Below are 26,051 nucleotides of genomic sequence, written 5' to 3' on the forward strand. Positions count from 1 at the left end.
CGGCGTTATCCCGCAGCGATCTCGGCCGCGGGATAATCCTCCGCCGCCGACGGACAGCCGCCCTGTTTCATGATTTGGGGCTGGCCGGGGGTGAACCAGGACGATGCCTGATAATCGCCGTCATAATCATCGGCGTCATAGATGCACACTTCGGGCTTGGTGCCGTCGGGGGCGATGACCACCGCCCAATTGTAACGGTCTTCGGCGCGCCAAGCCCCGCCCCAGATCAGGATGCGGCCGCCGGCGACGCGGACGATGGGGAGGCTGAGGCTGCGGTCGGCAAAGGCGATCCCCGCGCGCGTCTTGGCATCCGGGACCGCGGCGGCAATTGCCGACTTGACGGCGGGGTGGTCGAGGAAGCGGTGGCCGTTCACGACGTCGAACGGATATTTGCCGATATAGGGTGTCAGGTCGACGGGGCCACGGCGCGCTTCCTTGACGCTGATCGGGATCGAGGGCGCGATCTTGGGTTCGCTGGCGGCGGTTTTGGTCGGTTCTGTTTTTGGCGTCTCTGCCTCGGCGCAGGCGGACAGGGGGAGCAGGGCGGCGAGAGCGGCGGCGGCGAGTTTCATGGAGTCTCCTGTCTTTTGGGTGGGGTGGCTGGGAGCAGTGGTGGCGGCGCGCCATGGTAATCCGCTAACGCGCCGATGCCATGGCGGCGGTGACCCGGATCACATTGGCGCATCAGCCGCCTGCGGCGAGACGCACCGACGCCGGGGTGAAGGTGCGAACGCGATTGCGGCCGGTGCGCTTCGCTTCATACAGCGCCTGATCGGCCTCGTGCATCAGCGCCGACAGGTTGCGCCCGGGGACGGGGATGGTCAGGCCGATGCTGGCGGTGGGGACGAGCGCGGCGGGGATGCGGTCGGCAGCGGCGGCGGCAAGGCCGGTACGGACGGCCTCGGCAAACTGGCGCGCGGTTTCGATTCCCGCGCCGGGAACGAGCAGCGCAAATTCTTCGCCGCCGATGCGACCGGCAATCAATTCGGCGGGGGCGATGGCGCGGACATGCGCCCCGAACGCCGCGATGATCGCGTCGCCAACGGCGTGGCCGTAAGTATCGTTGACGCGCTTGAAATGATCGAGGTCGGCGATCATGAGCGCCACCGGGCGATCGTCGTCGAGGCAGCGGCGGAGCGCCGATCCGGCGCGCGCTTCGAACCCGCGGCGGTTCAGCAGGCCCGACAGATTGTCGTCGTCGACCTGACGGCGCAGTTCGTTGATCTGGTCGATCGCGACCGCGACCATCAGCCCGATCGCTGCGAGCACCGACACCATCGCCTGGGTGAATTGCACCGTGGTCCAATAGACCGACTGTTGGAAACCGTCGTAGCTGTCGAAGCCGCCACCGAGCGCGAGCAGGACGATCGGCCGCGCGGTCAGGTTGATGACCGACAGCGCCGCGACCCAGAACAGCACGCGGTCGATGACATGGGGCTTGTGAAGCGGCCAGAGCGCGCGGACGATCATCATCGCGATTATCGCGGCGCCGATGCTGATCGACAGGATGCGCCCGCCGATACTCGGCTGGCCGAGGAGGAACCACAGAAACACTGCCATCGACGCCGCGGCGGCGAGCGCCATCGATCGCCACGGGATCGGCAGCCCATAGCGGCCGATGATCGCGGCGGCGAACAGCGCGCCGGTCGCGAGGAAGCCGATATTGGCGGGGATGCGGTGCAGCTCGTTGGGCAGCACGGGGCCGACATCGAGGATCAGAAAGGCGACGGCGGAGGCGGTGTAGGCGCCCGCGGCATAGGCGACATAAATGTCGCGGCGGTTCAGCCAGAGCAGGAAAAAGGCAGCCGCAAACAGCAGGCCGATGCCTGGATTGAGCAACTGGATGAAGAACTGCCCCGACAAATTTCTGCCTCTCTGCCCTTGGAAGGTAGCAGCGATATGGATAACGATGTCTTACTTTTCTGTGCCTTAGGTCACAGTGAGGTAAAAGCCGCGAAGGGTCAGGCGGTTCCGCGTACGACCAGTTGTACCGGGATGCGGGTGCCGCTGCGCGTGCGTTCGTCATCTTCGAGCGCCATCGCGACGAGCGCCTCGCCCGCGGCGTCGAGATCGGGTTCGAGCGTGGTGAGCGCGGGGTCGGCGAGCGTTCCGGCGCGGATGCCGTCGAAGCCGATCAGCGCGACATCTTCGGGAACGCGGCGCCCCGCGTCCTTCAACCCCTGGAGCACGCCGAGCGCGAGCATGTCGCTGGCGGCAAAGATGGCATCGATGTCGGGATGCGCCGCGAGCAGCGCCTGGACCGCGGCGACGCCCTGCGCATGGCGGTCGGCGGCGGCAGGCGGTTCGGCGATGACCGGGGTCAGCCCGTGCGCGGCGAGCGTGGCGGTGAAGCCGTCGCGGCGTTCGTCAAACTGGCGCTGCGGCGATTGCTGCGGCCCGACAAAGGCGATGCGGCGGCGGCCGAGTTTGACGAGATGTTCGGCGGCGTGCTGGCCGCCCTCGTCATTTTCGCTGCGCATCCAGTGGAACGGGCTACCCGGGCTGCCCCAGCAGACGAAGTCGAGGCCCGACGATTGCGCGGCGGCGAAATACTCCCACGCTTCGCGGTTGCTGGTGGTGCCGATCACGATCATCGCGTCGGCGAGCCCCGAGGCGACGAAATCGGCGCGAAAATTGGCTTCGCTTTCCTGGAACGACACCAGCAGGTTGAACCCGCGCGCCGAGGTCGCGGCGGCGATGCTGCCGAGCAGCGCAAAATAGAAGGGGTTGATCGCGCTGCGATCCTCGCCCGGGCGGCAAATGGTGACGAGCGCGATGGTCTCGCTGCTTTTGAGGCGCAGCGACGAGGCGTGGCGATCGACGACATAGCCAAGCTCGCGCGCGGCGGTGGCGACGCGGGCGCGGGTTTCGGCGTTGACCCCGGGACTGTTGCGGAGCGCGCGCGAGACGGTCGATTGCGACACGCCGGCGCGTTCGGCGACGTCGAACGATGTCGGGCGCAGCATCTTTGCGGTCATGGCGGCCTCTCTCCCCTTGGCGCTTTCTCTCGCCGGGGGGGCGGGGGTTGTCAATCGGCGAGGCCATCAAGTGCCAGCAGCGCGAAGGTCGCGAGCCAATGTTCGCCCATATAGTCGCCGGTGACGTGCGGCAGCGCGGCGGCGAGGTGGCGTTCGGCGGCGTCCGCCGCGACGGGGGTGACGGGATGCGCAGGGCCGAGCGCGGCCGCGATGCTACGCCAGTTCCACGCGCGGCTCAGGCCTAGGCCGTCGAGATGCGCGATCTTGCCGTCGCTTCGGTCGGAGACGGTGGCGGGGGTGAAGAGGGTGGCGGGCTGCCGGGCGGCGGCGCGAGGGAGGAAGGCGTCGAACCAGGCGGGGAAATCGGCGCCCAAGACCGCGGCCATCAGCTGCGCTTCGCTGAGTGCGGAGGAAAGGAATTCGTCGCCGCCGGGTTCCCATGCCTGGCAGTCGCGGTCCGCGCCGAACCAGTCGCGGGCGCGGGTGTCGATGAGGGCGACGAGGGCGGGATCGCGGGTCTCAGCCCAGTGGCGCGCGAGGAGCAGCGCGAAGGCGATGTTGAAATGGGTGCCGACGCGCAGCGGGTAGGTGAGCTTGGGCAGGAAGGCGTGGAAGCGCTGCGCGAACGCGGCGGCGAGCGGTTCGAGCGCGGCGGCCCAAGGGGCGTCGTGTCGCTCGGCTTCGGCATGGAGCGCGAGCAGCCATGCCCAGCCATAGGGGCGCTCGAAGCCCGCCGACATCGGGCGACCCAAGAAAGCCAGCTCGCCCGCGACCTTTTCGGGGACGAGCATGGCGTCGGCGCGGGCGCGGATGTCGGTCGCAACGGGAAGGTCGGGGAAGCGACGCTCGAGGCGAAGGATCTGCCACCAGCCATGGACGCAGCTGTGCCAGTCGAAACTGCCGTGGAAGATCGGGTGATGCTCGCGCGGGGGTTTGGCGTCCTCGGGGCCGTTCAGGACGAGGTCCATCTTGTACGGATATTCGCGGCCGAGGTGCGACAGGGTCGCGGTCGCGAAGCGGGTGGCGTGATCGGGGGTGAGGTGCATGGAAACCCTTATCGAGTTGTATCGAAGAAACTCAATCCTCCCTGTGCCGAAGGCATGGGGAGGTGGCAGCGCGGAGCGCTGACGGAGGGGCTGTGGCGCGGCCCCTCCACCACTCGCTTCGCGAGCGGTCCCCCTCCCCATCGCTGCGCGACAGGGAGGATTTAAAAAGCGAAGAGCCAGATGAAGACGATATTCACCGCGAGCAGCGGCAGCGCGGTGCCGATTTGCGCCTTGATCACGCCATAGGGATTTTTGAGTTCGAGCAGCGCGGCGGGGACGAGGTTGAAGTTCGCCGCCATCGGGGTCATCAGCGTGCCGCAGAACCCGGCGAGCATGCCGATCGCGGCGACGACCGCGGGATCGCCGCCATATTGCTTGATCAAAAGCGGCATGCCGACCGCGGCGAGCATCACCGGGAAAGCGGCGAAGGCGTTGCCCATCACCATCGTGAACAATGCCATGCCGAGCCCGAAGGCGAGGACGGCGCCGAACAGGCTGCCCTGCGGAATCGCGGTGCCGATGAGATCGCCGACGACTTCGCCAACCCCGGCGAGGGCGAACACCGCGCCAAGGCTGGCGAGCATCTGCGGCAGGATCGCGGCCCAGCCGACCGAATCGAGCAGGCGGCGCCCCTGCTGGGCGGGGAGCAGGAGCGGGGGCTTGAGCCGCGCCATGCCAACCGCGAGCGCGATGAGCACGCCGAGCGCGAGCGAGATGAGCGTCGCCTGCTTGGGGTCGGCGAGGCCAGGGAGCCATTTGAACAAAAAGGTGCCGGCGAGCGCGGCGGCGGGGATGATCAGCGCGACGAACAAGAGGAAGGGACCATGCCTTGCGGCGCGCTCCGCCTGTACATCGGCGGGGATGTCGCCGCCGGGGGCGCGGCCGATCTGGCCGGTGCCCGCGATCGCGACGAGCGCGAGGACGAGGAGGCCGTTGCCGAAATCGCCGAGATAATCGCCGCCAAGCATCGACAGTGCCAGCAATCCCCAAAAGGCGGCGTTGCCGAGGCGTTTGGGGTTGCTGCGGTCCATCGCGCCGAGCAGCGCGAACAGCGCGAAGGTCAGGCCGGCGAGGACGTAAACGAAGCCGAGGGTGATCATGCCGCCGCCTCCGTCTTGGCCGCCATGCGCCGGTCGAGGCGGCGGAGGCGAAAACCGTGGATCAGGAAGGCCGCGATCGCGGTCGGGATCGCCCAGAGCGAGAAATGCAGCGGCTCGATCTGATAACCATAGCCTTCGAGCACGCCCTTCATCAGCAGGATCGAACCGATCGCGAGGAAGATGTCTTCGCCGAAGAACAGCCCGATATTGTCGGTCGCGGCGGACTGCGCCTTGATCTCTTCGCGCTGGTCGTCGGTCAGTGCGGGGTTGGCGGCCTCGGCGGCGGCTTCGGCCATCGGGGCGACGAGCGGGCGGACGGTCTGCGCATGCCCCGCGACCGAGGTGAGACCGACCGCGGCCATGCCCTGACGGAGCAAGAGGTAGCCGGTCAGCAGGCGGCCGAGCGTCGCGCCCTTCATGCGGCCGATCAGGGTGCGCGCGTGTTGCTGGAGGCCATAAGCTTCGAGGAGGCCGATGACGGGGAGGACGATCCAGATAATGCTGACATAGCGGGTGTCGTTGAACGCCTTGCCGAAAGCGGCGATGATCGCGGCGATGTCGAGCCCCGCGGCGAGACCGGTCGCGAGCGCTGAGGCCATGATGACGAGCAAAGGATTGAAGCGGAGGACAAAGCCCGCGATGATGATGAGGATGCCGATCAGGACGAGCATGGCTGGGTTTCCCTATCAGCAAAACTGTTCCCCGGCGTAAGCCGGGGTCCAAGGGCTGCCGGACGCAAGGCTGGCTTTACCACGCCCTGGGCCCCGGCTTTCGCCGGGGAACGGCAAAGCGGGGCTGTCGATCATTCGTCTTCTCCCGCTCGACCAAACCCACCGCCGCCCGGCGTTTCGATTACGAAAGCGTCGCCGGCGGTCAAATCTGCGCTGCCGGTTGCGCCAAGCATCTCGACTGACCCATCCCGACGTTCGACCCAGTTGCGCCCCGGCGCGGCGTCGCTGCCGCCCGCCAGCCCGCGCGGCGCGACCGCGCGGCGGTTGGCGAGGATGTTCGCGGCCATTGGTTCGCGGAAGCGGATGCGGCGGGTGGCGCCGTCGCCGCCGCGCCATTGGCCTTCGCCGCCCGAGCCCTGGCGGATCGAAAATTCCTCGACGATCACGGGAAAGCGCATTTCCATCACTTCGGGGTCGGTCATGCGGCTGTTGGTCATGTGCGTCTGGATGACGCTGGTGCCGTCGAAACCCGGCCCGGCGCCCGATCCGCCCGCTATCGTTTCATAATATTGATGCGTCTCATTGCCGAAGGTGAAATTGTTCATCGTCCCTTGCGCGGGCGCCATCGCGCCGAAGGCGGCGAACAGCGCGTCGGTGATGACCTGGCTGGTTTCGACATTGCCCGCGACGACCGCGGCGGGATAGCGGGGCGAGAGCATCGAATTTTCGGGCACGATCAGGGTGACGGGGGCGAGGCACCCCTCGTTCATCGGGATCGGATCATCGAGCATCGTGCGCAGGACGTAGAGGACGGCAGCGCGGACGACGGGCAGCGGCGCGTTGAAATTGTCGGGCAGGGTGGCGCTGGAGCCGGTGAAGTCGATGGTGACGTGGCGCGCGGCGCGATCGACCGTCACCGCGACGACGACCTCGGCGCCATTGTCCATCGCGTAGCGGAACTGGCCATCGTCGAGGCGCGCAAGCAGCTGGCGGACCGCAGTTTCGGCTTGGCGCTGACCATGCGCCATATAGGCGGCGACGGTGGCGGCGCCATGCGCGGCGCTGAGGTCGGCGAGCGCGCTGGCGCCGCGCTGGCACGCGGCGACCTGTGCCTTCAGATCGGCGATGTTGAGCGCCGGGTTGCGTGCGGGGAACGGGCTGTCCCCCAGATGCGCGGCGACCGCGGCGTCGCGGAAATGCCCGTCGTCGACGAGCAGCATATTGTCGAAGATGATGCCCTCATCGTCGATGCTGCGGCTGTTCGGCGGCATCGATCCGGGCGCGATGCCGCCAAGATCGGCGTGATGCCCGCGTGCGGCGACGAAGAAGGCGGGGGTGTCCTGTCTGGCGACGAACACCGGCATGATGACGGTGATGTCTGGCAAGTGGGTGCCGCCATCATAAGGGGCGTTGAGGGCGTAGGCGTCGCCTGGGCGGAGGCCGCGCCCGTCGCGAGGCTGGCCGTCGGCGCCGGGGCCGCGCTGGCGCAGGATGGTGCGGACGCTTTCGCCCATCGAGCCCAAGTGGACGGGCATATGCGGCGCGTTGGCGACGAGGCGGCCGTCACCGTCGAAGATCGCGCAGGAGAAATCGAGCCTTTCGCGGATGTTGATCGACGAGGCGCTGTGCTGGAGCGCGCCGCCCATTTCCTCGGCGATCGCCATGAACAGGCTGTTGAAGATTTCGAGGCGGATGGGGTCGGGTTCGGTGATGCGCTCGAACAGCGGGTCGTCCTTTGGCGTCAGACCCAGGAAGGATTTCGCACGAAGACACAAAGACACGAAGAAAGATGGCGCGTGACGCGTCTTTCCGGTCTTTGCTTCTGGCGCCAGGTCCATGCCGGCTTTGGGATAGCGCCTGTCGGCGCCTTGTTCCGTATTTGTGTCTTTGTGTCTTTGTGCGAACCCTTTTGGCGGCGCATCGGCCTTGCGGGACGCCCGTAGCGACCTCGTCACGCGCAGCGACCCTTCATGTTCGACCGTCGCCGTCCAACCCGGTTCAATTACCGTCGTCGAGAGCGCGTCAATGATGATCGCGGGACTGGCGACGCTGCGACCGGGCGCGAGGTTGATGCGTTGGTGAAGCGGGACGTCGTGCGCTGCGCCTGCGAGCCAAGCGGTGACGGTTTCGGGGGTGGTTTCAGCGCCGGATGTCGGAGGGGGCAGCGCGGCCTGCGCATCGCCCGCTTCGGTCAGCTCGACGCGGATGCGGTCGACGACGAGATTGTTGTGCGGGGCGTAGCCGAAGCGCTGGCGGAAGGCGGCGGCGAAGGCGGCGGCGACCTCGGCGGGCGGCGCCAAGGGGAGCTCGATCGCATTGTCGCTGTCGGCGAGGCGGACGAAGATCAGGGTTTCGCGGGTGATGTCGGCGTCGGGCGACAGGTCGGCGCGCGCCGCGTCCGACAGATCGGCTTCGACCGCGGCGAGGGCGGCGGCGCAATTGTCGTCGAGCGTCAGCGCCAGCGTGCGTTCGCGGATTGCCGACGGGCGCGCGAGCCCCATGCCATAGGCCGAGAGCACCCCGGCGAGCGGGTGGAGCAGGATCTCGTCGACCCCGAGCGCGTCGGCAACCAGGCAGACATGCTGGCCCGCGGCGCCGCCGAAACCGACGAGGCTGTAACCCTGCGATACGTCGTGGCCGCGCGCGATGGTGATGCGCTTGATCGCGTTCGCCATCTGCTGGACGGCGATCGCGAGCAAGCCTTCGGCGAGCGCCTCGGGGGTGATGTTTCCGACTTCGGCTGCCATCGCGGCGAATTTTTGCCCGACGATTTCGCGGTCTAGCGGCTGGTCGCCTGCGGGTCCGAAGAGTTTGGGGAAATGATCGGGCTGGATCTTGCCGAGCAGCACGTTGCAGTCGGTGACTGTCAATGGCCCGCCGCGGCCATAAGCGGCGGGGCCGGGGTTGGCACCGGCGCTTTCGGGGCCGACCGACAGGCGCGCGCCGTCCCAGCGGCAGATCGAGCCGCCTCCCGCCGCGACGGTATGGATGCGCAGCATCGGGGCGCGGATGCGGGTGTCCGCGACGATGGTCTCGTTATCGCGCTCGAGCCGCCCGGCATAATGGCTGACGTCGGTCGAGGTGCCGCCCATGTCGAAGCCGATGAGGCGGGTCTTGCCGAGCGGCGCGGCGCTGCCGACCATGCCGACGATGCCGCCCGCGGGGCCGGAGAGGATCGCGTCGCGGCCGTGGAAGGCGGCCGCGGCGGCGAGGCCGCCCGAGCTTTTCATGAATTGCGGCGCCGCGCCGTCCCCCAACTGGGCAATGAATTGCCGCACATAATGATGGAGGACGGGCGAGAGATAGGCGTCGGCGAGGGTGGTGTCGCCGCGACCGACCAGCTTGATCAGGGCGCTGACGTCGTGGCTGGTGGAGACTTGGGCGAAGCCAAGCTCGGCGGCGATGGCGGCGAGGCGCGCTTCGTGCGCGGGGTAGCGATAGCCGTGCATCAGCACGATCGCGATACTGGTGAGCCCCTGGTCGCGGGCGGCCTGCAGCGATGCGCGGGCGGCGGCTTCGTCGAGCGGGGTCAAGACGTCGCCCTCGGGACCGACGCGCTCGATGATTTCGGCCACCATGGCGTGCGGCGGCTGCGTGCGGTCGAGTTTGCGCGCGAAGAGCTCGGGGCGGTCCTGATAGCCGATGGTCAGCGCGTCGCCGAAACCGCGGGTGATCGCGAGCAAGGTTGGTTCGCCCTTGCGTTCGAGCAGCGCGTTCGTGGCCACCGTGCTGCCCATGCGGATCGCGAGCGGCGGCAGCGCGCCATCGCCTGCACCGGTCAGGTCGCGGATCGCGCCGACCGCGGCGTCGCCGGGGCGCGCGGGATCTTCGCTCAGATATTTGGTGGTGACGACGGCGCCGTCGGGAGACCGCGCGACGACGTCGGTGAAGGTGCCGCCGCGGTCGATCCAGATCTGCCAGCGATTGTCAGCGCGCAGGTTCACGGTCGGGCCAGCGGATGGTGATCGAAAGGCCGTGGTCGGCGGCGCTGCGCTGCCAATGCCCCTTCAGCTGCCGCTCGATCAGCGAACGGATGAAGTGGGTGCCGAAACTTTCGCTGTCGATCTGCGGGGTTTCGGGCAGGCCCGTTTCGATCCAGCTGAATTCGACGTCGCCGCCGTCGCGGCGCCACGCGACGGCAAGGTCGCCCTGCCCGGACAGTGCGCCATATTTGATGCTGTTGGTGACAAATTCGTGGATCGCGAGCGACAGCGCCTGCGCGCCCTCGTCGTCGAGACGGACGTCGGGTCCGGTGGTCGCGGCCAGCCGGTCGGATGGCCAGCCGGCGAGTTCGAGTTCCCGGCGGACGATCTTGCCAAGTTCGACATTGTCGACGGCGCCGGTGACCAGCATCTGCTTGGCATCAGACAGCGCGCGCATGCGCCCGTCGAACTTGGCTTCAAACTCGTCGAGGCTGGCCGATTCGCGCAAGGTGATGCGCGCCAGCGCGCCGATCCGCGCAAAGGCGTTTTTCATCCGGTGCGCCATCTCGCCGATCATCAGCTCGCGGTCTTCGGCATGGCGCGCCTTTTCGGCGGCGAGCGCCTGAAACGCGTCGATGCGGCGCCGCTGGACGCGGTGGAGCTGGGTTGCGAGCAGCGCGAGCGCGATGCCGAAGATCAGGATAGCGATCGGGCGTCCGAGCCGTTCGAGCAGGCGGCCATAGGAGATTCGCATCGTCCATTGCCGATCGGCGACGTGCAATATCTGTTCCTGCGCGTCCCAGCCCATCGTTCCCTTGCGAAATACGAGCGGGGCCGACGGGCCTTCCCCGGCAAAGATTTCGATGCCGTCGATGGCGTCGAGCTGCGTTCCGAGCACCGCCTTCATCATGTCGTTGGTACGGAACGGGGCATAGACGAAGGCTTCGATCGGGCGGCTGTCGCCCGAGGTCGCGATAGTTTCGGGGTTCGTCCCTGCCGGAGCGCGCGCATAGACGGGCACGTAAATCAGAAATCCCGGCTGTTTGACCTTCACGCCCTTTTCCTGCGCGAGCTGGACGATGCCGCTCGCCGCCGGCTGGCCGGTCTGCCAGGCGCGGCGCATCGCGGCGCGGCGCGTCGGATTGCTGTACATGTCGAACCCCAGCGCGGCGTTGCGGCGCGGGGTAAAAGGTTCGACGAGGACGACGACAAAGCCGACGGGCTGGTCGGTCATTGGCCATACCTTGATGTCGCGGCCGTAATTTTCGCGCAGCTTTGCCTCGACCGCGGCGGGGGTGTCGGCGCGCATTGCAGCGGCAATGCCCACACCCTCCATCCCCGGCGCCTGCACCTGCGGCTGGAGCGCGGCGAGATAGGCGCGGATGCCGGGGCCGCTGGCGGCGGCGTCGGATTGATAGAGCGCGCGGACGCCTTTCAGCACCGCGACATGATCGTGCAGGCGCATGTTGACTTGCGCTGCCACGCGCTCGGCGCGATCGGCCTCTTCGGACTGGTTGTAGAGGAAACTTGCAGTCGCGGCGGCGAGCGTTGCCAAAAGGATGACCAGCCCGACGAACCGGACCAGCAGCGCCAACAGCCGATCTGCCCAAGAATTAGGGCGCATTCAATATTCCTGCCTGCTGGCTGCCGCGGCAGCGCCCCCCTCGCAATCGTCGATGTTCCACGCGGCGCGGTCGTTGGCAAGAATATTTCGCGAGGCGGTGAAATTCGCTTGAATGGGTTGCGGACAGCAACCTTTTCTCTATGCTGTCAGCAACAAAAAAGGAGCGTGGCGCGATGATTATTTACGGATCTTTGGTGTCGCCGTTCGTGCGCAAATTGCTGGCGTATCTGGGCGAGAAGGGGATCGATTTCGAGCTGAAGGGCGTCGGTATCGGCGATCCCGACCCGGGGTTCCGCGCTGCGTCGCCGCTGGGCAAGATGCCGGCGATGGAGGATGATGGCTTCACGCTCGCCGATTCGAGCGCGATCATCCACTATCTGGAGGCGAAATATCCCGAACCCGCGCTGATCCCCGCCGATCCGCAAGAACGCGGGCGGGTGATCTGGTGGGACGAATTTGGCGACACGGTGCTAGCGGCATGTGGCGGCAAGATGTTCTTCAACCGCATCGTCGCGCCGAAATTCCTGGGGCGCGAGGGCGATCTGGCGGCGGCGGCGCTGGCGGAGAGCGAGGAACTGCCAAAGCTGCTCACCTATCTGGAAAGCGCGATCCCGGCTTCGGGGTTTCTGGTCGGCGACCGGCTGACCCTTGCCGACCTGGCGGTCGCGTCGCCGCTGATGAACCTGCGCCACTGCGGCTGCGGGGTCGATGCCGCGGCCTATCCGAAGGCGGCGGCGTGGAGCGAGGCGATCCTGTCGCGCCCGAGCATCGCGCCGTGGATCGCCAAGGAAGAACGGATGATGGCGCGGGTGCTGGCCCCCGCGTCATAACGCGAGCAGCCACCCCGCCAGCGCCGCGGCGGCGATGATCGCCGGGGTCACCCACGCGCCCTTGATCCGCCAGACGGCGGTGAGCGCGAGTGCGAAAATCAGGATCGCGGGCAGCGGGGCGGTAGCGCGCGCGGCGGTGACTTCGCCGAGCTGGACGAAGGTCGCGGCGATGACACCGACCACGGCGGCGGCGACCCCGGCGAGCAGGCGGTGGAGCGCGGGGTTTTCGACTACCGCCTCCAGCCGTTCGAAGAAGATCAATGAGAAAGCGAAGGCGGGCAGGAACATCCCCACGGTGATCGCGAGCGCGCCGCCGGGGCCGCCGACTACATAACCGACGAAGGTCGCGAAGATGACGAGCGGCGCGGGCAGTATCCCGGCGAGCGCGACGCCGTCGAGGAAGGTCGCATCGTCGATCCAGCCGCGCCCGACGGTGTCGGCGCGGACATAGGGGATCGCCGTATAGGCGCCGCCGAAGGTCAGCAGGCCGCCCTTCAATCCTGCGATGAACAGCGCGAGCAGGGTGATCGGCGCATCCGCGGTACCGGCGACGAGCGCCGCGCCGGGGTTGGGGATCGCAAATTGGTGCGCGGCGAAGGCGGCGCCGATCGCGGCAATGCCGACGGCGAGCGCGACGAGCTGGCGCTGCGCCGCGGCATAGACAAGCCCGCCCGCGATGAGCGGGATCCAGAAGGGCACCGCAGCGAGGGTCGCGAGCAGGCTGGCGACGGCGATTCCGGCGAGCAGGCGATCTTCGATGATGTGCTGGCCGATGCGGACGACGGCGCGCAGGATGATCGCCAGTACGGCGATCTGCACCCCGAGCAGGACGCCGGTCAGCCCGGGGTCGCCTGCGATCCAGGTGACATAGAGCCAGCCCGCAAGCAGCATCAGCAAGAGGCCGGGGAGCATGAAGCCGAGCCCGGCGAGCAGGCCGCCGATCCGCCCGCGCGCGATCATCCCCAAATGGACGCACAGTTCATGCGCTTCGGGGCCGGGCAGGACCTGCAGCACCGCGAGCAGGCGGTTGAAGCGCGCCGAATCGATCCAGCGTTCCTGATCGACGAGCGCGTGGCGGATCATCGCGATCTGCGCGACCGGGCCGCCGAAGGCGAGCGCGCCAAAACGCAGGAATTTGAGGAACAGCGCGGGCAGGCTGAGCTGCGACGGTTCGGTGGGGGTGGGGAGAAGGCTCATATCAACGCTCCGAGCGCCGCGGATGCGGCGGGTGGAGCGGACTTGGACGGCGCCGAACTGTTCTTGGCCGTCTGAACGGGCGTCCGCGTCGGCCCGTTACCCCGCCTATCATCGAAGGCACGCCGCGCTGTCAAGCCGGGTTTCTAAAGCCAGCCGATGCTTTTGAAGCGCCAGAAGACCAGCCCCGAGCCGCCGAAAATCAGGGCCAGCGCAAAGGGGTAGCCGAAGGCCCAGTCGAGTTCGGGCATGAATTCGAAATTCATGCCGTAAATCCCTGCAATCGCGGTCGGCACCGCAAGGATCGCGGCCCAGGCGGCGAGCTGGCGGGTGATGACGCCCTGGCGTTGCTGTTCGAGCATCCCGTTGGTTTCGATCACCGACGCGGCGACATCGCGGAGGCCGGTGAGGCGGAACTCGGCACGCTGGACATGATCCCAGATGTCGCGAAAGAAGGGACGCACCGCGGGGTCGATACAGGGCAGGTCATCCTCGCCCGCGAGGCGCCCGGCGACGTCTTTCATCAATCCGGCCAGCCGCTGAAACCGGATGACTTCGTGGCGCTGGGCATAAAGCTGGCGGATTTCGGCGGCGTCGAGCGGGGTGTCCATCACGCTGTCCTCGACCAGCAGCATCCGGTCCTCGATCGCGTCGATCAGCGGGAAATAGCCGTCGACGATGAAATCGAGGATGGCATAGAGGACATAATCGGGGCCGTGCGCGAGCTTGGCGGGCAGGGTTTCGAGCCGCGCCCGCACCTCGCTGTGGGTGCGGGCGGAGCCGTGGCGGACGGTGACGATGAAGTGGCGCCCGACAAAGATCGCCGTCTCGCCCGACTGGATCGTCCCGCCGCCGAGGTTGCCGGTGCTGGCGATGATGAACAGCTGGTCGCCATAGACTTCGACCTTGGGCAGCTGCTTGGCCTTGGTCGCATCCTCGACCGCGAGCGGATGGAGGCCGAAGCGTTTGGCGATGCCCTCGAGCTCGCCCGGGGTCGGCTCGTAGAGGCCAAGCCAGAAGAAATCGCCCTCGGCGCAATCGTCGGGCAGTTCCTCGTCGGGACCGATGTCGCGGACGAGCTTGCCGTCATGATAAACGCGGGCGGCCATGATCGGCATCGGCGGGTTACTCCGTTCAGTGTGGCGCCGCTATAATGGGCGCCACACCGAAGGGAAATCAATCGTCGCGGTTGGCGATGTTGGTGAAGGAAGCCCAGGCGGCGGGGTGCGCCCATTCGGCTTTCCAGCCCGCGATCGCGCTGCCGTCGGCGCGCTTGCCGCTGCGCACCGCGGCCATGCCCTGTTGCAGCGCTTGCGCGCGCGACAGCGCCGGGTTGTTGCGCCGCGCCAGCAGCGTTTCGACGGTGAGCACCGCGGTCGCATCGTCCGACACGCGCCAGTGGCTGGCGAGCAGCGCGTCGGCCCCGGCGTAGAGAAAACCGCGCGCGAGCGCCGACAGGCTGTCGCCGCCGCCCGAATTTTCGGCCGAAGCGGTGTTGCACGCCGACAGGATCACCCAGTCGGCTGACAGGGTCAAGCGCGCCGCTTCGGTCGCGGTGAGCAGCCCGTCGTCGATGTCGCTGGCCGTGGGTGGCGGGGTCAGCACCAGCCCCGGCTCGCTGAAGCCGATCGACGGGTCGGGGAGCAGCCCGTGGGTGGCAATCGCGACGATTTCGCTGGTCGCGAGCGCGGGGTCCTGGCGCAGCGCCGTCTCGGTCGCCTTGCCGTCGATCGTCAGGCTGCCCGGCGCGACGCCGAACAAACGTGCCATTGCCGCCAGCTCGACCTTGGTCCCGGGCAACGGCGCGAGGCGGCGTAGTACATCGGGGTCGGCGAGCGGCGCGCCCGATGGCGACACGGCGTCGAATACCGCGATGCCGCGCGCGGCGCGCGATCCGGTGTCGCCGCCGACCAGCACCGGGGCGCCGTAACCGCGGAAACTGTTGCGGCGGCGATCGCGCGGCGGATCGCGGGTCAAGGTCAGCGCGGCGACGGCAGGCAGGCTGGTGAAGGCGAAACGGTCGGACAGCCACGCGGCGCGCGCCAGCGTGTCGGGATCGGCGATGTCGGCGCCCGCGGGCCGCGCGGTCGCCGACAGCATCGCCAGCGGCAGGTCGCCGAGCTTGCCCGAGCTGGCGACATATATGCGCTGGCTGTCCCTCAGCAGCGGCTCGACCGGTTCGATCAACAGTTTGTAGAGCGCGTTGGCGGTGTCGAGATCGAAGCGGCGATGGCCTTCGAGTTCGAGCGCCGACATCGGCAGCGCGTCGAGCTCGGCCTTGCGCGCCGCCGAACAGGTGGCGAAATCGACGTCGCAGCGTAGATCGGAAATCTGTTTCAGGACAACCGCGACCTCTTTGCCCGGACGGCTCCACCCGACCGATGTCGGGGTGACGACGAACAGGTGCAGCGCGTTTGTCGCTTCGGTCATGAGCAGCAGCGCTTCGCCCGGCTTCAGCGCCTGCCGCGCTTCGGCCAGGCTGATCGGGCGCGGCGCGACGAGCTGGCGATAGGATGGATATTTGCTGTCGATCAGCGCGCTCACCTTGGCCAGCTCGGCCTGTACCGTGTCGAGTTCGCCGCGCAGCCGTGCCGCCTCGACCGGTTTGCGCCCGCCGAGAGCGCGGAGGAGATTTTTGTCGATGAGGTTCGCCTTGGCGGCAAGATCCTGTTCCTGGCGTACCGCTTCGGCCATTTGCGGCGTCTTGGCGGCGCTGCGCGCGGCGGTTTGCAGCACCGCGCGGCCCGAAGCGGACGCAATCGCATCCTGCGCGGCGCGAAAGGCACGGTCCTGAATCTCCGCCTGCTGCGCGGCATCGGGGGTGACCTCCATCAGGCCGAACGCGGTGTTCACATAGGTGGTGAAAATACCGCGGTCGGGGGCGGCCTGCTGCCGGTCGAGCGCCGCGAGCCCGACCGCGCCGCTGCCCGCGGCGCTTTGTTCGTTCAGGCGGCGCAGGATCGCGACCGCCTTGGCGGCCAGCGGCTCGGCCTCGGCGGCCTTGCCCTGGCGCAGCAGGGTCAGCGCCAGATTTTCATAGGCGCGTGCCGTATCGATATGCGTCTCGCCAAGGTTGCGGCGCAGGATGTCGAGCGATTGGCGATAATAGGGTTCGGCGGCGCGGTCGCCGGGGCCGCTGCGGTCGCCGCGGACCAGCGCCGCGCCGACATTGTTGTAGGCGACGGCGGTCAGCGGGTGATCTTCGCCCAGCAGGCGGCGACGGATGGCGAGCGCCTTGCCGGTCATCTCGGCCTCCTCGGCATGGCGCCCGAGCCCGCCGAGCGTCGTCCCGAGGCTGAGATAGGCCCAGGCGGTTTCGGGATTCTCCTCACCGAACTTCGCGCGATAGACGGCGAGCGCCTCGCGCATCAGCGGTTCGGCGCGTGCCGCGTCGCCGGCGTCGCGCAAATTATAGGCAAGATTGATCTGGGTCGCGGCGTAAGAGGGATGGTCGCGGCCCGCGATGCCGCCCTGAATGTCCAGCGCGCGCCGATACATCGGTTCGGCCTCGGCATAGCGGCCCTGCCGGTTCAGATTATGCGCGACATTGGCGTACATCGTCGCGGTGCGCTCGCTGTTGTCGCCATAGGCGCGGCGCGTGCTGTCGAGTGCCTGGCGCAGCAAGGGTTCGATGGCGGTGGGCGGCAAGCCGCGATTTTCCATGTTGAGCGCAAGGTTGTTCGTCGCCTCGGCGGTCAGCGGATGCGCCGCGCCCAGCGATTTTGAGCGGATGTCCAGCGCCTTGCGATAGGCGGTTTCGGCTTCGCCAAAGCGGCCGGTCAGCCCGTAGCTATAGCCGAGCACGGTATAGCCGAGCGCCGCCTGAACGCTGTCGTCGCCCTTGGTCGCGCGCCAGATCGCGAGCGCGCGGTTCGCCGCGGTTTCGGCGTCGGCATAACGCCCGAGTTCGGTAAAGTTCACCGCGCGGTTATAGTGATGCAGCGCGACGTCGGGGCCGTTCGGGCCGGTCATCGCCTCGTCGATCGCCAGCGCCTTGTCGAGCATCGTCGCGGCTTCTTCGAACTGCCCCAGACTGCGCAACGTGACCGCCAGATTGGCGTATTGCGACGCGGTTTCGCGGTGCTGTTCGCCGTGGAGCGCCAGATTGGCGGCAAGTGCCTGACGGAACAATTTCTCCGCGCCGCGCATGTCGCCCAGCTCGACCAGCAGTCCGGCGAGATTGCCGGTCGCCGCTATCGTCGTTGCATGCTGCTGGCCAAATTGCGCGGTGCGCGCGGCGAGCAGGTCGCGGCGGAGTGGCAGCGCATCGGCCGGGCGACCCTGTTTGGCTAGGTTGGTGGCGAGGAAGCCGGTGGCGGTGAGCGTCTGATCGTCCTGCGCCCCAAGGTATCGGCTATTGATCGCGAGGAGGCGGCGCCAATTGGCTTCGGCGTGCTTCAGCTGGTTTTGTTCCTCGAGGTTGAATGCCAGCGCGCGATAACCAAGGCTGGTGATCAAATTGTCGGCGCCATAGCGTTTCGTCGCTTCGTCGATCCAGCGCCGATAGACGTCGCCCGCCTCGCCAACCTTGCCTGCCCGTTCAAGCTCCATGCCGCGGTTGATCAGGTCGAGCATCTTTTGCTGATCGGCGTCGAGCGGCTTGGCCTCGGTGGCGGGGGCGGGGGCGGCGGCGCTGGCGGGGGCCATGTCCTGCGCAAATGCGGCGGGCGCGGCGGTCCACAAGGGGGCGGCGAGGAACAGCGCAAGCAAGCGATGGCGTAGGTCGGTCATGGGACGGCGTATTCCCTGTCTTGTGTCAAAATAATGATAAATCTGGATATTGGCAGTGGCGGCCTTGCGCGATCACACAGGTGGAGCGTCGGGTGGGTGGCAATTGGGGTTTAGAAGGCGCCGATTTGCGGGGGTGTGACGGGGATCACTGGCAGGCGGCGAGATGATGACCCGGTACATTTGGGCTGGGCGCGTGCGACGGTACTGGACGCGATTCCTCGCTGTGGCGCAGCCATGGGGAGGGGGACCGCCGCGAAGCGGGGGTGGAGAGGCAGCGGCCTTGCGTCGGGCCTCATCGGTGTCGGCCCCTCCGCCAGCCCTGCGGGCTGCCACCTCCCCATCGCTTCGCGACAGGGAGGATCGTCGGCGCCTGCCCACCTGTGTTACCTGAATAAAACCCCTTGCCAAACAGGCGCTACAAATGTAGCACGCTACAAATGTAGCGCATGGGGTGAGTCGCATGTTGTCCAGTTTGCCGCCGCGGGAACGCGAAATTGTCGATATTCTGTACGAGCGCGGCGCGTCGACCGTGACCGAGATCGGCGAGGCATTGAGCGACGAACTGTCGGGCTCGGCGATCCGCGCGATGCTGAAGCGGCTCGAGGCGAAGGGGTTTGTGGCGCGCGAAGCGTCGGACAACGGCTTTGTCTATGCGCCGAGCGTATCGGACAAGACCGCGCGCAAATCGGCGCTGAGCCAGGTGGTGCGGGTGTTTTTCAACGGATCGGCGACCAGCGCCGCCGCGGCCTTGCTGGGGATGCAGGAAGAAATGAGCGCGGATGAGCTCGACGAGCTGGAAAAGCTGATCGGGCAGGCGCGCGAAGGGAGAGCGAAATGATGATCACCGCTTCGATGTTGATCGGGCTCGCCTGGAAGTCGGTGCTGATCGCCGGGCTGACGCTGGCGTTGCTGAGGCTGGCGCGGACGCGTTCGGCGGGCGAGCGGTCGCTGGTCGCGCATGTCGGCCTGCTGGCGCTGCTGGTGCTGCCGGCCGCCTCGCTGGCGCTGCCGATATGGCAGCCGCTGCCCGCGAGCTGGGTCGCCGAGGCAGCGCCCCGAGCCGTTTCGAGCAACGCGACGGGGGGATCGGCGGTCGATCCGGTGGCCGCGACGACATCCGTCCCGGTCGTGGCGGACACCGCCGGATCGCCGCCGATCAGCTGGTCGGTGGGGGCCGACCTTGCGCCCTTTCTCTACCTTGTCCCGCTCGCGCTGCTGTTTGGAGTGATGTTGCTGGCGGTGGTGCGGCTGTTCGCGATGCGCGGACGCGCCGAAATTCTGGTCGACGGGTCGTGGCTGTCGGCGCTCGCCGAGGCGCAGCGGCGGATGGGCTTCAAACATGGCACAGCGTTGCTGGTCAGCGACGAACTGCGCTCGCCGATCAGCTGGGGACTGCTGCGGTCGACGATCGTGCTGAGCCCGAAGGCGGCGCAGGCGGTCGGCGAGGCAGAGGCGATCATCGCGCACGAGCTGGCGCACATCGCGCGGCTCGACTGGGCCAAGCTGCTTGCCTCGCGCATCGCCTGCGCGATTTTCTGGTTCAATCCCCTGGTCTGGATGCTGGCGCGCGAGAGCCATCAGCTGCGCGAAGAGGCCGCCGACGACGCGGTGCTGATGGCCGACATCGACGGTCCCGACTATGCGACGCTGCTGGTCGGCGCGGCGCGGCATGACAATAAGGCGGCGCTGATGGCGGCGCATGGCGTCGCGCCGTCGAAGAGCAGCCTGAAACGCCGAATCACCCGCGTGCTCGACGCCAGTCTGAAGCGCGGGCCGGCAAGCGCGAGCTGGGTGTTGATGAGCCTGGTCGTGCTGACCGGCGTAACCGCGCCGCTGGCCGCCTTTTCGGCGACCGCGGCCGAAGAAAAGATCGCCGCAAAGGATAACCGGACCGCGGCGCTGGCCGAGCGGAAATCGGCGATCGCGTCGGCGCGCGTTGCCGGAGCAGCGAAAGGCGATGCCGAGGATCAGGCCGCCGCGACCGCATCGACCGAGAAGCTGAGCGCCGAGCAGCTGATCAACCTGCGCGCCGTCGGGGTCACCGCCGAATATGCCGCCGAGATGCGCGCCGAGGGGGCGTCGATGGATGTGGACGAGCTGATCTCGGCGCGCGCAAGCGGCGTCGATCCCGCCTATATCCGGCAGATGCGGCACATCTTTCCGAACGTGGACGTCGACGAATTGATCGGCGCCTCGGCGTTGCACATCGAACCCGCCTTTGCCCGCGACATGAAATCGCATTTCCCCGACATCGGCATCGACGATGTGATCGCGCTGCGCGCGATGGGGGTCGATTGCGACTTCGTCACCGACATGCAGAAGGCCGGGGTGCGGATGCGCAGCGCCGACGACGCGATCGAATTGCGTGCGACGTCGAAAGCCCGACCGACCGTCAGGTCGAAGTCGGCGGTGGCGCGGTCGGCAAGCGGCCCCACGGTCCGCATGAGCGCGGACGGGATGACGATGGAAGCGCGCAGCAGCGATGGCCGGGTCGCGCGGATCGAAATGGCCGAACCGTCCGCACCCCCCGAACCACCGGCGCCGCCAACCAGCTGACGCCCGGACATTCGTCCAAGCCTGAATATCGTTGATCGAAGCCTTGTTTTGAAACGCCGCTGCGGGGGCGAGCGATGACGCTCGTCCAGCGTCGGCAAGAGGAGTGCTGCCATGAAAACCCCCATGATCGCCGCAACCGCCGCGCTGATGACCGTCATCGCCTGCGCCGCGCCGAGCAATGCCGCCGACCCGCTGGTGATGACCGACATCGAATGGAAAGCGCAGCCCGGAAAAGGCCAGCCGCATTTGCGGGTGAGCCACGGGCGGTCGAGCAGCGATCTGTCGCTGGGCAGCGCGCGCGCCGCCTTGGCGCCCGCCCGCGATGCGCTGCAGGGCGCGGCGGGGCCGGTGGCCTTTACGGTGGAACATGAGGCGGGAACGCTCGCCTGTACCGGCACGCTGACGCGCGCGTTTGAAGGGACGGGGCGTTGCCGCTTTACCTCTGACCCCGCGTTCGAGGCGGCGCTGGCGTCGCGCGCGCTGGTGCCCGAGCGGCGCAGCGACATGCTGTCGATGCTGATGGTCGACGCGACGATCGCGCTGGCCGATGGGCTGACCGATGCCGGAGCGAAGCCGAAAGACGCCGACGAGCTGATCGCCGCAGCAGCGCTGGAGGTCACCCCTGCCTATCTTCGCGACCTGAAATCCGAAGCATTGGTGCTGACCGACGTCGACGATGCGATCGCGTGCAAGGCGCTGGGGGTTGACGGCGCCTATGTGCGCGGGCTGGCCGCGGCGGGGTATCGCAAGCTGAGCGCCCATGATGTCGTGGGGATGAAGGCGATGGGGGTCACCGGCGAATATGCCGTGGCGATGAACCGCGCGACGCAGGGGGTCAAGTGATGCGGCTGATCAGCCTTTGCGCATTGTCCGCCGCGATCGCATCGCCGGTGCTGGCGCAGGAAACTGCGGCGACCGGCGAAGCGCCGCCGCCCGCTGCCGCAGCGACGGCGGCGACGGGCGCGGACGGCAGCGCGCGGCAGGTCTTCACCGCCGCCGATTTCGCCCGTTACGCACCGACAAACGCCTATGACATGCTGAACCAGGTTCCCGGCTTTTCGATCCGCGACAATGAAAATCTGCGCGGGCTGGGGCAGGCGACGGGCAATGTGCTGTTCAACGGCGAGCGGCCATCGAACAAGGGTGACGATATGTACACCCAGCTGTCGCGCATCCCGGCGGGAAATGTCGAACGGATCGAGATTGTCGATGGCGCGACGCTGGATATTCCCGGCCTTTCGGGGCAGGTCGCCAATATCGTCTATCGCGCCGACAGTTTTTCGGGGCAGTTTTCCTGGAAACCCGAATTTCGGGCGCATCATACCGACCCGCTGTTTACCCGCGCCGACGTGTCGGTTCGCGGGCGCAGCGGAACGGTCGAATATGAGGTTGCGCTCAGCAATGACAGCGCCCGGCGCAGCGGTGCTGGCGGGCCGACGATCATCACCGACGGCGCGGGGCAGGTCACCGAACGGCGCCATGACGTCTGGAACACCCATTTCGATGCGCCGAAGCTGTCGGGGCGGCTGACCTGGGATCCGGCGGGTGACACGGTGGTGAACATCGGCGGACATTATCAGCGCGAATATGACCGCTATGACGAGGATGGCGTCCGCGTGTCGCCGGGCCAACCCGACCGCGAGCGTATCGTCCGCCAGACCGACGATGCCTGGAATTACGAGGTCAACGGCGATTATCAGTTCGGGGTGGGGCCGGGCAGGCTGAAGCTGATCGGGCTGCGCCGCTTCAGTCACGAACCTTATGTGCAGGAGATCGTCACCACCCCCATCGGCGGCGCCGCCACGGGCGATCGCTTTGCGCAGACCGGCGACATCGGCGAAACGATCGGACGCGGCGAATATCAGTGGAAGATGCTGGGCGGCGACTGGCAATTGTCGGGCGAGGCAGCGTTCAACAAGCTCGACAATGTCGCGTCGATCGCGGTGCTCGATGCGAACGGAGTGTTTATCGAACAACCGTTTGTCGGCGGCACTGGCGGGGTGAAGGAAGATCGCTACGAAGGCTTGCTGAGCTTCGGTCGCAAGCTGACCGATACGCTCAATTTCCAGATTATCGGCGGCGCCGAACATTCGACGATCACCCAGACCGGAATGAACGGGCTAACGCGCAGCTTTTTCCGCCCCAAGGGCTCGATCTCGCTGGCATGGACGCCGTCGTCCGATTTCGACGTGTCGGCGAAACTGCGTCGTCGGGTGCTGCAACTGTCCTTCTATGATTTTCTGGCGCGCGCATTCCTGAACGACGGCAACCAGAATGAAAGCAACAACGACCTGCGCCCGCAGCAGGACTGGACCTATGAGGCCGAGATCAACAAGAAGTTCGGCGCGTGGGGATCGACCAAGCTGATCCTGATTTATCGCGATGTCGAGGACCGCGTCGATGTCGTGCCGGTCGGTGCGAACGGTGAGGCGGTCGGCAATATCGCCAAGGCAAAGGCAGGCGCGATCGACTGGACTGCGACGATCAACCTCGACCCTGCGGGGCTGAAGGGGGTCAAGCTCGACACGCGGCTGCTGCTCCAGAAATCGTCGCTCCGCGATCCCTTTACCGGCGAAAAGCGCCAGTGGAACGGCTTCACCGATACGGTCGCCTATGTCGGTGTTCGGCACGATGTCGCGGGTACCGATTGGGCATGGGGCGCTGACGCCGAATATACGCACAACCAGCCGAGTTACCGGCGCAACCAGAGCGACAAGATCTGGGAAGGGCCGGTGTGGGCGACGGTCTTTGTCGAGCACAAGAATGTGATGGGGCTGACCGTGCGCGCGCAGGTCCGCAACATCGCCAACGCCCGGTCGAAGCGCGACCGCTCCGTTTACACGGGGGTGCGCGGTGCGAGTCCGATCGCCTTTGTCGAAGAACGCGACCGGCTGATCGGCCCGATCTTCTCCTTCTCGGCGCGCGGGACGTTTTAGGGGGGACATGATCCTCCCTGTGGCGCAGCCATGGGGAGGGGGACCGTCCGCCAAGCGGATGGTGGAGGGGCTTTGCGAGGGTAGTGCCAAAGCCCCTCCGTCAGCGCTTCGCGCTGCCACCTCCCCATCGCTGCGCGACAGGGAGGATGTGGTTCCAGCGTTCGGTCCTTCGCGCTATGCCCGGCGCGATGAAACCCCGCCGCACCAAAATCTATTTCGACGGCGGGTGCCGCCCCAATCCCGGTGCGATGGAGATTGCCGTCGTGATCGGCGGGGTCGCGGCGATCGACCGCGCGGCCGGGACAGGCAGCAGCATGGACGCCGAATGGCTGGCGCTGATCGCGGCGCTGCGGCTGGCGCAAGCGCGCGGGCTCAGCGACTTTGTCTTGCTGGGCGATGCGGCGGCGGTGGTCGCGCAGGCGAATGGCGCGGTTGCGGCGCGCCATGGGGCTGCTGCACATCTGGCGGTATTCCGAGCGTTGGTCGGCGACGGCCCGGCCCCGCGCGTCCGTCATGTCAAGCGCAGCCAGAATCTGGCGGGCATTGCGCTGGCCCGGCGCTGACCCGCGATAGCATCCGATCTGGTTGCAAATCTGTACTAGTTCTTGCAAGGGGAAGCGTGGCTATCCCGATGCAATATAATGAAAGAACGGTGCGTTGAAGCCGACCCATCCCTTGCCCGTGCATCACAGCTGGCCGCTGTATGAACGCGAACGCTATTTCGAGCTGGGGCGGCTGCACGGCGCCGATACGCTCGACGCGGTGGCGAACAGCGGCGATATCGCGACGGTGGAGCGGTTCGGGCCCGGGCTGCCGGGCTGGTGGGAATGCGACCTGGCGGCGGGCAACCGGCTGAGCTGGTCGAACGAGGTCTTTGATATTTTCGGCCTGCCGCGCGGCGCCGCGGTGACGCGCGCCGAGGCCGCCGCGCTGTACGAGGAGGGATCGCGCGCGGCGATGGAAAAATTGCGTGCCTATGCGATCAAGCATCGCCGCGGCTTTACGCTCGATGTCGAAATCCGGCCGACCGCGGCGCCGCCGCGCTGGATGCGCCTGATCGCCGCGCCGCTGTGCGCCGATGGCGCGATCGTCAAATTGCAGGGCCTGAAATTCATCGTTCCCGGCAGCGCCTAGCGCCGCGCGGCGATCGCCGACCAATGGCGGCTTTGGACGACGAAGCGTTGCTGGGCGGCGGCAAGTGGCGCGTCCGGCTCGACCGGGCCTGATAAACCAACGGTCTGCGCCAGCGGCGTTGACCTGATTTAACCATCGTCACAAGCCGAAATCCACGGGTGTTGCGGGCGTGACCGCGCGCGCGCCCGATTCTCCAATCCGCATCACCAGGGGCGTTCGGCGCATATGAAATTTTTTAATCGGTTCGGTTCGGCCGCGCATGACATGGCCATCGATCTGGGGACCGTGAATACCGTCGTCTATGTCCGCGACAAGGGCATCGTGCTGAACGAACCGTCGGTCGTCGCGCTGGAAACGCGCGACGGGGTGCGGCGGGTAAAAGTCGTCGGCAACGAGGCCAAGCTGATGATGGGCAAGACGCCCAGCAACATCCAGGCGATCCGTCCGCTACGCGACGGGGTGATCGCCGACATCGATGTCGCCGAACAGATGATCAAGCATTTCATCGACAAGGCGAAGGGCGGCGCCGGGGTGCTGCGCCAGCGCAGCAACGTCGTGATCTGTGTCCCGTCGGGATCGACGATGGTCGAGCGCCGCGCGATCCGCGATGCCGCATCGAACGCGGGCGCGGTGTCGGTGCAGCTGATCGAGGAATCGCTGGCGGCGGCGATCGGTGCCGGGCTGGATGTCACCGCGCCGCTGGGGGCAATGGTCGTTGACATCGGCGGCGGCACGACCGAAGTCGCGATCCTGTCGCTGGGCGGCATCGCGTACAGCAATTCGGTGCGCGTCGGCGGCGACAAGATGGACGACATGATCTCCTCCTATATCCGCCGCAAACATAATCTGATGATCGGCGAAATGACTGCGGAACGGGTCAAGCTGGCGGTTGGTTGTGCCGTTGCGCCCGAGGGCGAGGGCATGATCATCGCGGTCAAGGGCCGCGACCTGGTCAACGGCCGACCGTCGGAGGTGCAAGTGACCGAGGCCGAAATCGCCGAGGCCTTGGCCGAACCGGTCGGGCAGATCGTTGCCGCGGTGCGCGCCGCGCTGGAACAGACGCCGCCCGAATTGTCCGCCGACATCATCGACGAAGGCATCACGCTGACCGGCGGCGGCGCGCTGCTGCGCCGGATGGACGTCGCGATCGCCGAGGCGACCGGATTGTCGGTGCGGGTCGCGGACAATGCGCTGATCTGCGTCGCGATGGGCGCGGGGCAGGCGTTCGAGGACCGGTCGTACCATGGGGTGCTGATTGCGGCTTGATTTTGGCTGGACGCCGATGGGCCGATAGGGGGAGGTTTCCAGGCTGCCCTCTATTCCCGTTC

Annotated in this window: 19 protein-coding genes; 8 read left to right on the plus strand and 11 right to left on the minus strand. The window is 67.2% G+C overall.

The window, feature by feature from the left end; all coding sequences use genetic code 11:
• Nucleotides 1–5: 5 nt before the first annotated feature.
• The 8 genes from SPYCW_RS01410 to SPYCW_RS01450 all read right to left on the minus strand — a co-directional run bounded on the left by SPYCW_RS01410 (nt 6) and on the right by SPYCW_RS01450 (nt 11,342).
• The gene (locus SPYCW_RS01410) at nt 6–572 is read right to left on the minus strand and encodes a hypothetical protein (RefSeq protein WP_120215257.1); all 567 of its coding nucleotides are present in this window, start codon (nt 570–572) and stop codon (nt 6–8) included.
• Nucleotides 573–684: 112 nt separating this feature from the next.
• Nucleotides 685–1,863, minus strand: coding sequence for a GGDEF domain-containing protein (locus SPYCW_RS01415; RefSeq protein ID WP_120215258.1), 1,179 nt, complete (start codon nt 1,861–1,863; stop codon nt 685–687).
• Between the two features lie 98 nt (nt 1,864–1,961).
• On the minus strand, nt 1,962–2,978 hold the full coding sequence (locus SPYCW_RS01420; RefSeq protein ID WP_120215259.1) for a LacI family DNA-binding transcriptional regulator: 1,017 nt from the start codon (nt 2,976–2,978) through the stop codon (nt 1,962–1,964).
• Between the two features lie 50 nt (nt 2,979–3,028).
• The gene (locus tag SPYCW_RS01425) at nt 3,029–4,024 is read right to left on the minus strand and encodes a DUF2891 domain-containing protein (RefSeq protein WP_120215260.1); all 996 of its coding nucleotides are present in this window, start codon (nt 4,022–4,024) and stop codon (nt 3,029–3,031) included.
• Nucleotides 4,025–4,185: 161 nt separating this feature from the next.
• Nucleotides 4,186–5,124 (minus strand): DUF979 domain-containing protein, encoded by a 939-nt coding sequence (locus tag SPYCW_RS01430; RefSeq protein ID WP_120215261.1) that lies wholly within the window; start codon nt 5,122–5,124, stop codon nt 4,186–4,188.
• Entirely contained in the window at nt 5,121–5,795 is a 675-nt protein-coding gene (locus tag SPYCW_RS01435; RefSeq protein ID WP_120215262.1) for a DUF969 domain-containing protein, read from the minus strand. The genes SPYCW_RS01430 and SPYCW_RS01435 overlap by 4 nt, the downstream gene beginning before the upstream one ends.
• 131 nt (nt 5,796–5,926) lie before the next feature.
• Nucleotides 5,927–9,739 carry a hydantoinase B/oxoprolinase family protein gene (locus SPYCW_RS19200; RefSeq protein WP_232014789.1) on the minus strand — a complete coding sequence of 1,271 codons (3,813 nt, stop codon included), beginning with the start codon at nt 9,737–9,739 and terminating at the stop codon, nt 5,927–5,929.
• Complete coding sequence (locus SPYCW_RS01450) at nt 9,723–11,342, minus strand: CHASE domain-containing protein (protein ID WP_120215263.1); 1,620 nt, start codon at nt 11,340–11,342, stop codon at nt 9,723–9,725. The genes SPYCW_RS19200 and SPYCW_RS01450 overlap by 17 nt, the downstream gene beginning before the upstream one ends.
• A gap of 173 nt (nt 11,343–11,515) precedes the next feature.
• Here SPYCW_RS01450 and SPYCW_RS01455 point away from each other — a divergent pair, with 173 nt between their 5' ends.
• Nucleotides 11,516–12,172 carry a glutathione S-transferase family protein gene (locus SPYCW_RS01455; RefSeq protein ID WP_120218035.1) on the plus strand — a complete coding sequence of 219 codons (657 nt, stop codon included), beginning with the start codon at nt 11,516–11,518 and terminating at the stop codon, nt 12,170–12,172.
• Here the strand turns inward: SPYCW_RS01455 and chrA are convergent.
• The 3 genes from chrA to SPYCW_RS01470 form a co-directional block, all read right to left on the minus strand.
• Nucleotides 12,167–13,369: a chromate efflux transporter gene (chrA, locus tag SPYCW_RS01460; RefSeq protein ID WP_120215264.1), complete on the minus strand. Its 1,203-nt coding sequence runs from the start codon at nt 13,367–13,369 to the stop codon at nt 12,167–12,169. The two genes, SPYCW_RS01455 and chrA, sit on opposite strands and share 6 nt — an antisense overlap.
• Nucleotides 13,370–13,512: 143 nt before the next feature.
• Complete coding sequence (locus SPYCW_RS01465; protein WP_120215265.1) at nt 13,513–14,484, minus strand: magnesium and cobalt transport protein CorA; 972 nt, start codon at nt 14,482–14,484, stop codon at nt 13,513–13,515.
• Nucleotides 14,485–14,542: 58 nt separating this feature from the next.
• A complete protein-coding gene (locus SPYCW_RS01470; RefSeq protein WP_172595396.1) occupies nt 14,543–18,097 on the minus strand; it encodes a CHAT domain-containing tetratricopeptide repeat protein in 3,555 nt (1,184 codons plus the stop codon).
• Nucleotides 18,098–18,557: 460 nt separating this feature from the next.
• On the opposite strand from SPYCW_RS01470, the gene SPYCW_RS01480 reads away from it, so the two are divergent.
• The 7 genes from SPYCW_RS01480 to SPYCW_RS01510 all read left to right on the plus strand — a co-directional run bounded on the left by SPYCW_RS01480 (nt 18,558) and on the right by SPYCW_RS01510 (nt 25,989).
• Entirely contained in the window at nt 18,558–18,935 is a 378-nt protein-coding gene (locus tag SPYCW_RS01480; RefSeq protein ID WP_120215267.1) for a BlaI/MecI/CopY family transcriptional regulator, read from the plus strand.
• Nucleotides 18,932–20,653 (plus strand): M56 family metallopeptidase, encoded by a 1,722-nt coding sequence (locus SPYCW_RS01485; protein ID WP_120215268.1) that lies wholly within the window; start codon nt 18,932–18,934, stop codon nt 20,651–20,653. Before SPYCW_RS01480 ends, SPYCW_RS01485 begins: the two co-directional genes overlap by 4 nt.
• Before the next feature lie 111 nt (nt 20,654–20,764).
• Nucleotides 20,765–21,496: a hypothetical protein gene (locus SPYCW_RS01490; RefSeq protein ID WP_120215269.1), complete on the plus strand. Its 732-nt coding sequence runs from the start codon at nt 20,765–20,767 to the stop codon at nt 21,494–21,496.
• Complete coding sequence (locus SPYCW_RS01495) at nt 21,496–23,589, plus strand: TonB-dependent receptor plug domain-containing protein (RefSeq protein WP_120218036.1); 2,094 nt, start codon at nt 21,496–21,498, stop codon at nt 23,587–23,589. The genes SPYCW_RS01490 and SPYCW_RS01495 overlap by 1 nt, the downstream gene beginning before the upstream one ends.
• Before the next feature lie 188 nt (nt 23,590–23,777).
• On the plus strand, nt 23,778–24,152 hold the full coding sequence (locus SPYCW_RS01500) for a reverse transcriptase-like protein (protein WP_120218037.1): 375 nt from the start codon (nt 23,778–23,780) through the stop codon (nt 24,150–24,152).
• A gap of 94 nt (nt 24,153–24,246) precedes the next feature.
• On the plus strand, nt 24,247–24,723 hold the full coding sequence (locus SPYCW_RS01505; RefSeq protein ID WP_120215270.1) for a hypothetical protein: 477 nt from the start codon (nt 24,247–24,249) through the stop codon (nt 24,721–24,723).
• Nucleotides 24,724–24,948: 225 nt separating this feature from the next.
• The gene (locus SPYCW_RS01510; RefSeq protein ID WP_120215271.1) at nt 24,949–25,989 is read left to right on the plus strand and encodes a rod shape-determining protein; all 1,041 of its coding nucleotides are present in this window, start codon (nt 24,949–24,951) and stop codon (nt 25,987–25,989) included.
• The last annotated feature ends 62 nt before the right edge of the window (nt 25,990–26,051 follow it).

Origin of the sequence: Sphingopyxis sp. EG6 (assembly GCF_003609815.1) — a bacterium.
Classification (GTDB): domain Bacteria; phylum Pseudomonadota; class Alphaproteobacteria; order Sphingomonadales; family Sphingomonadaceae; genus Sphingopyxis.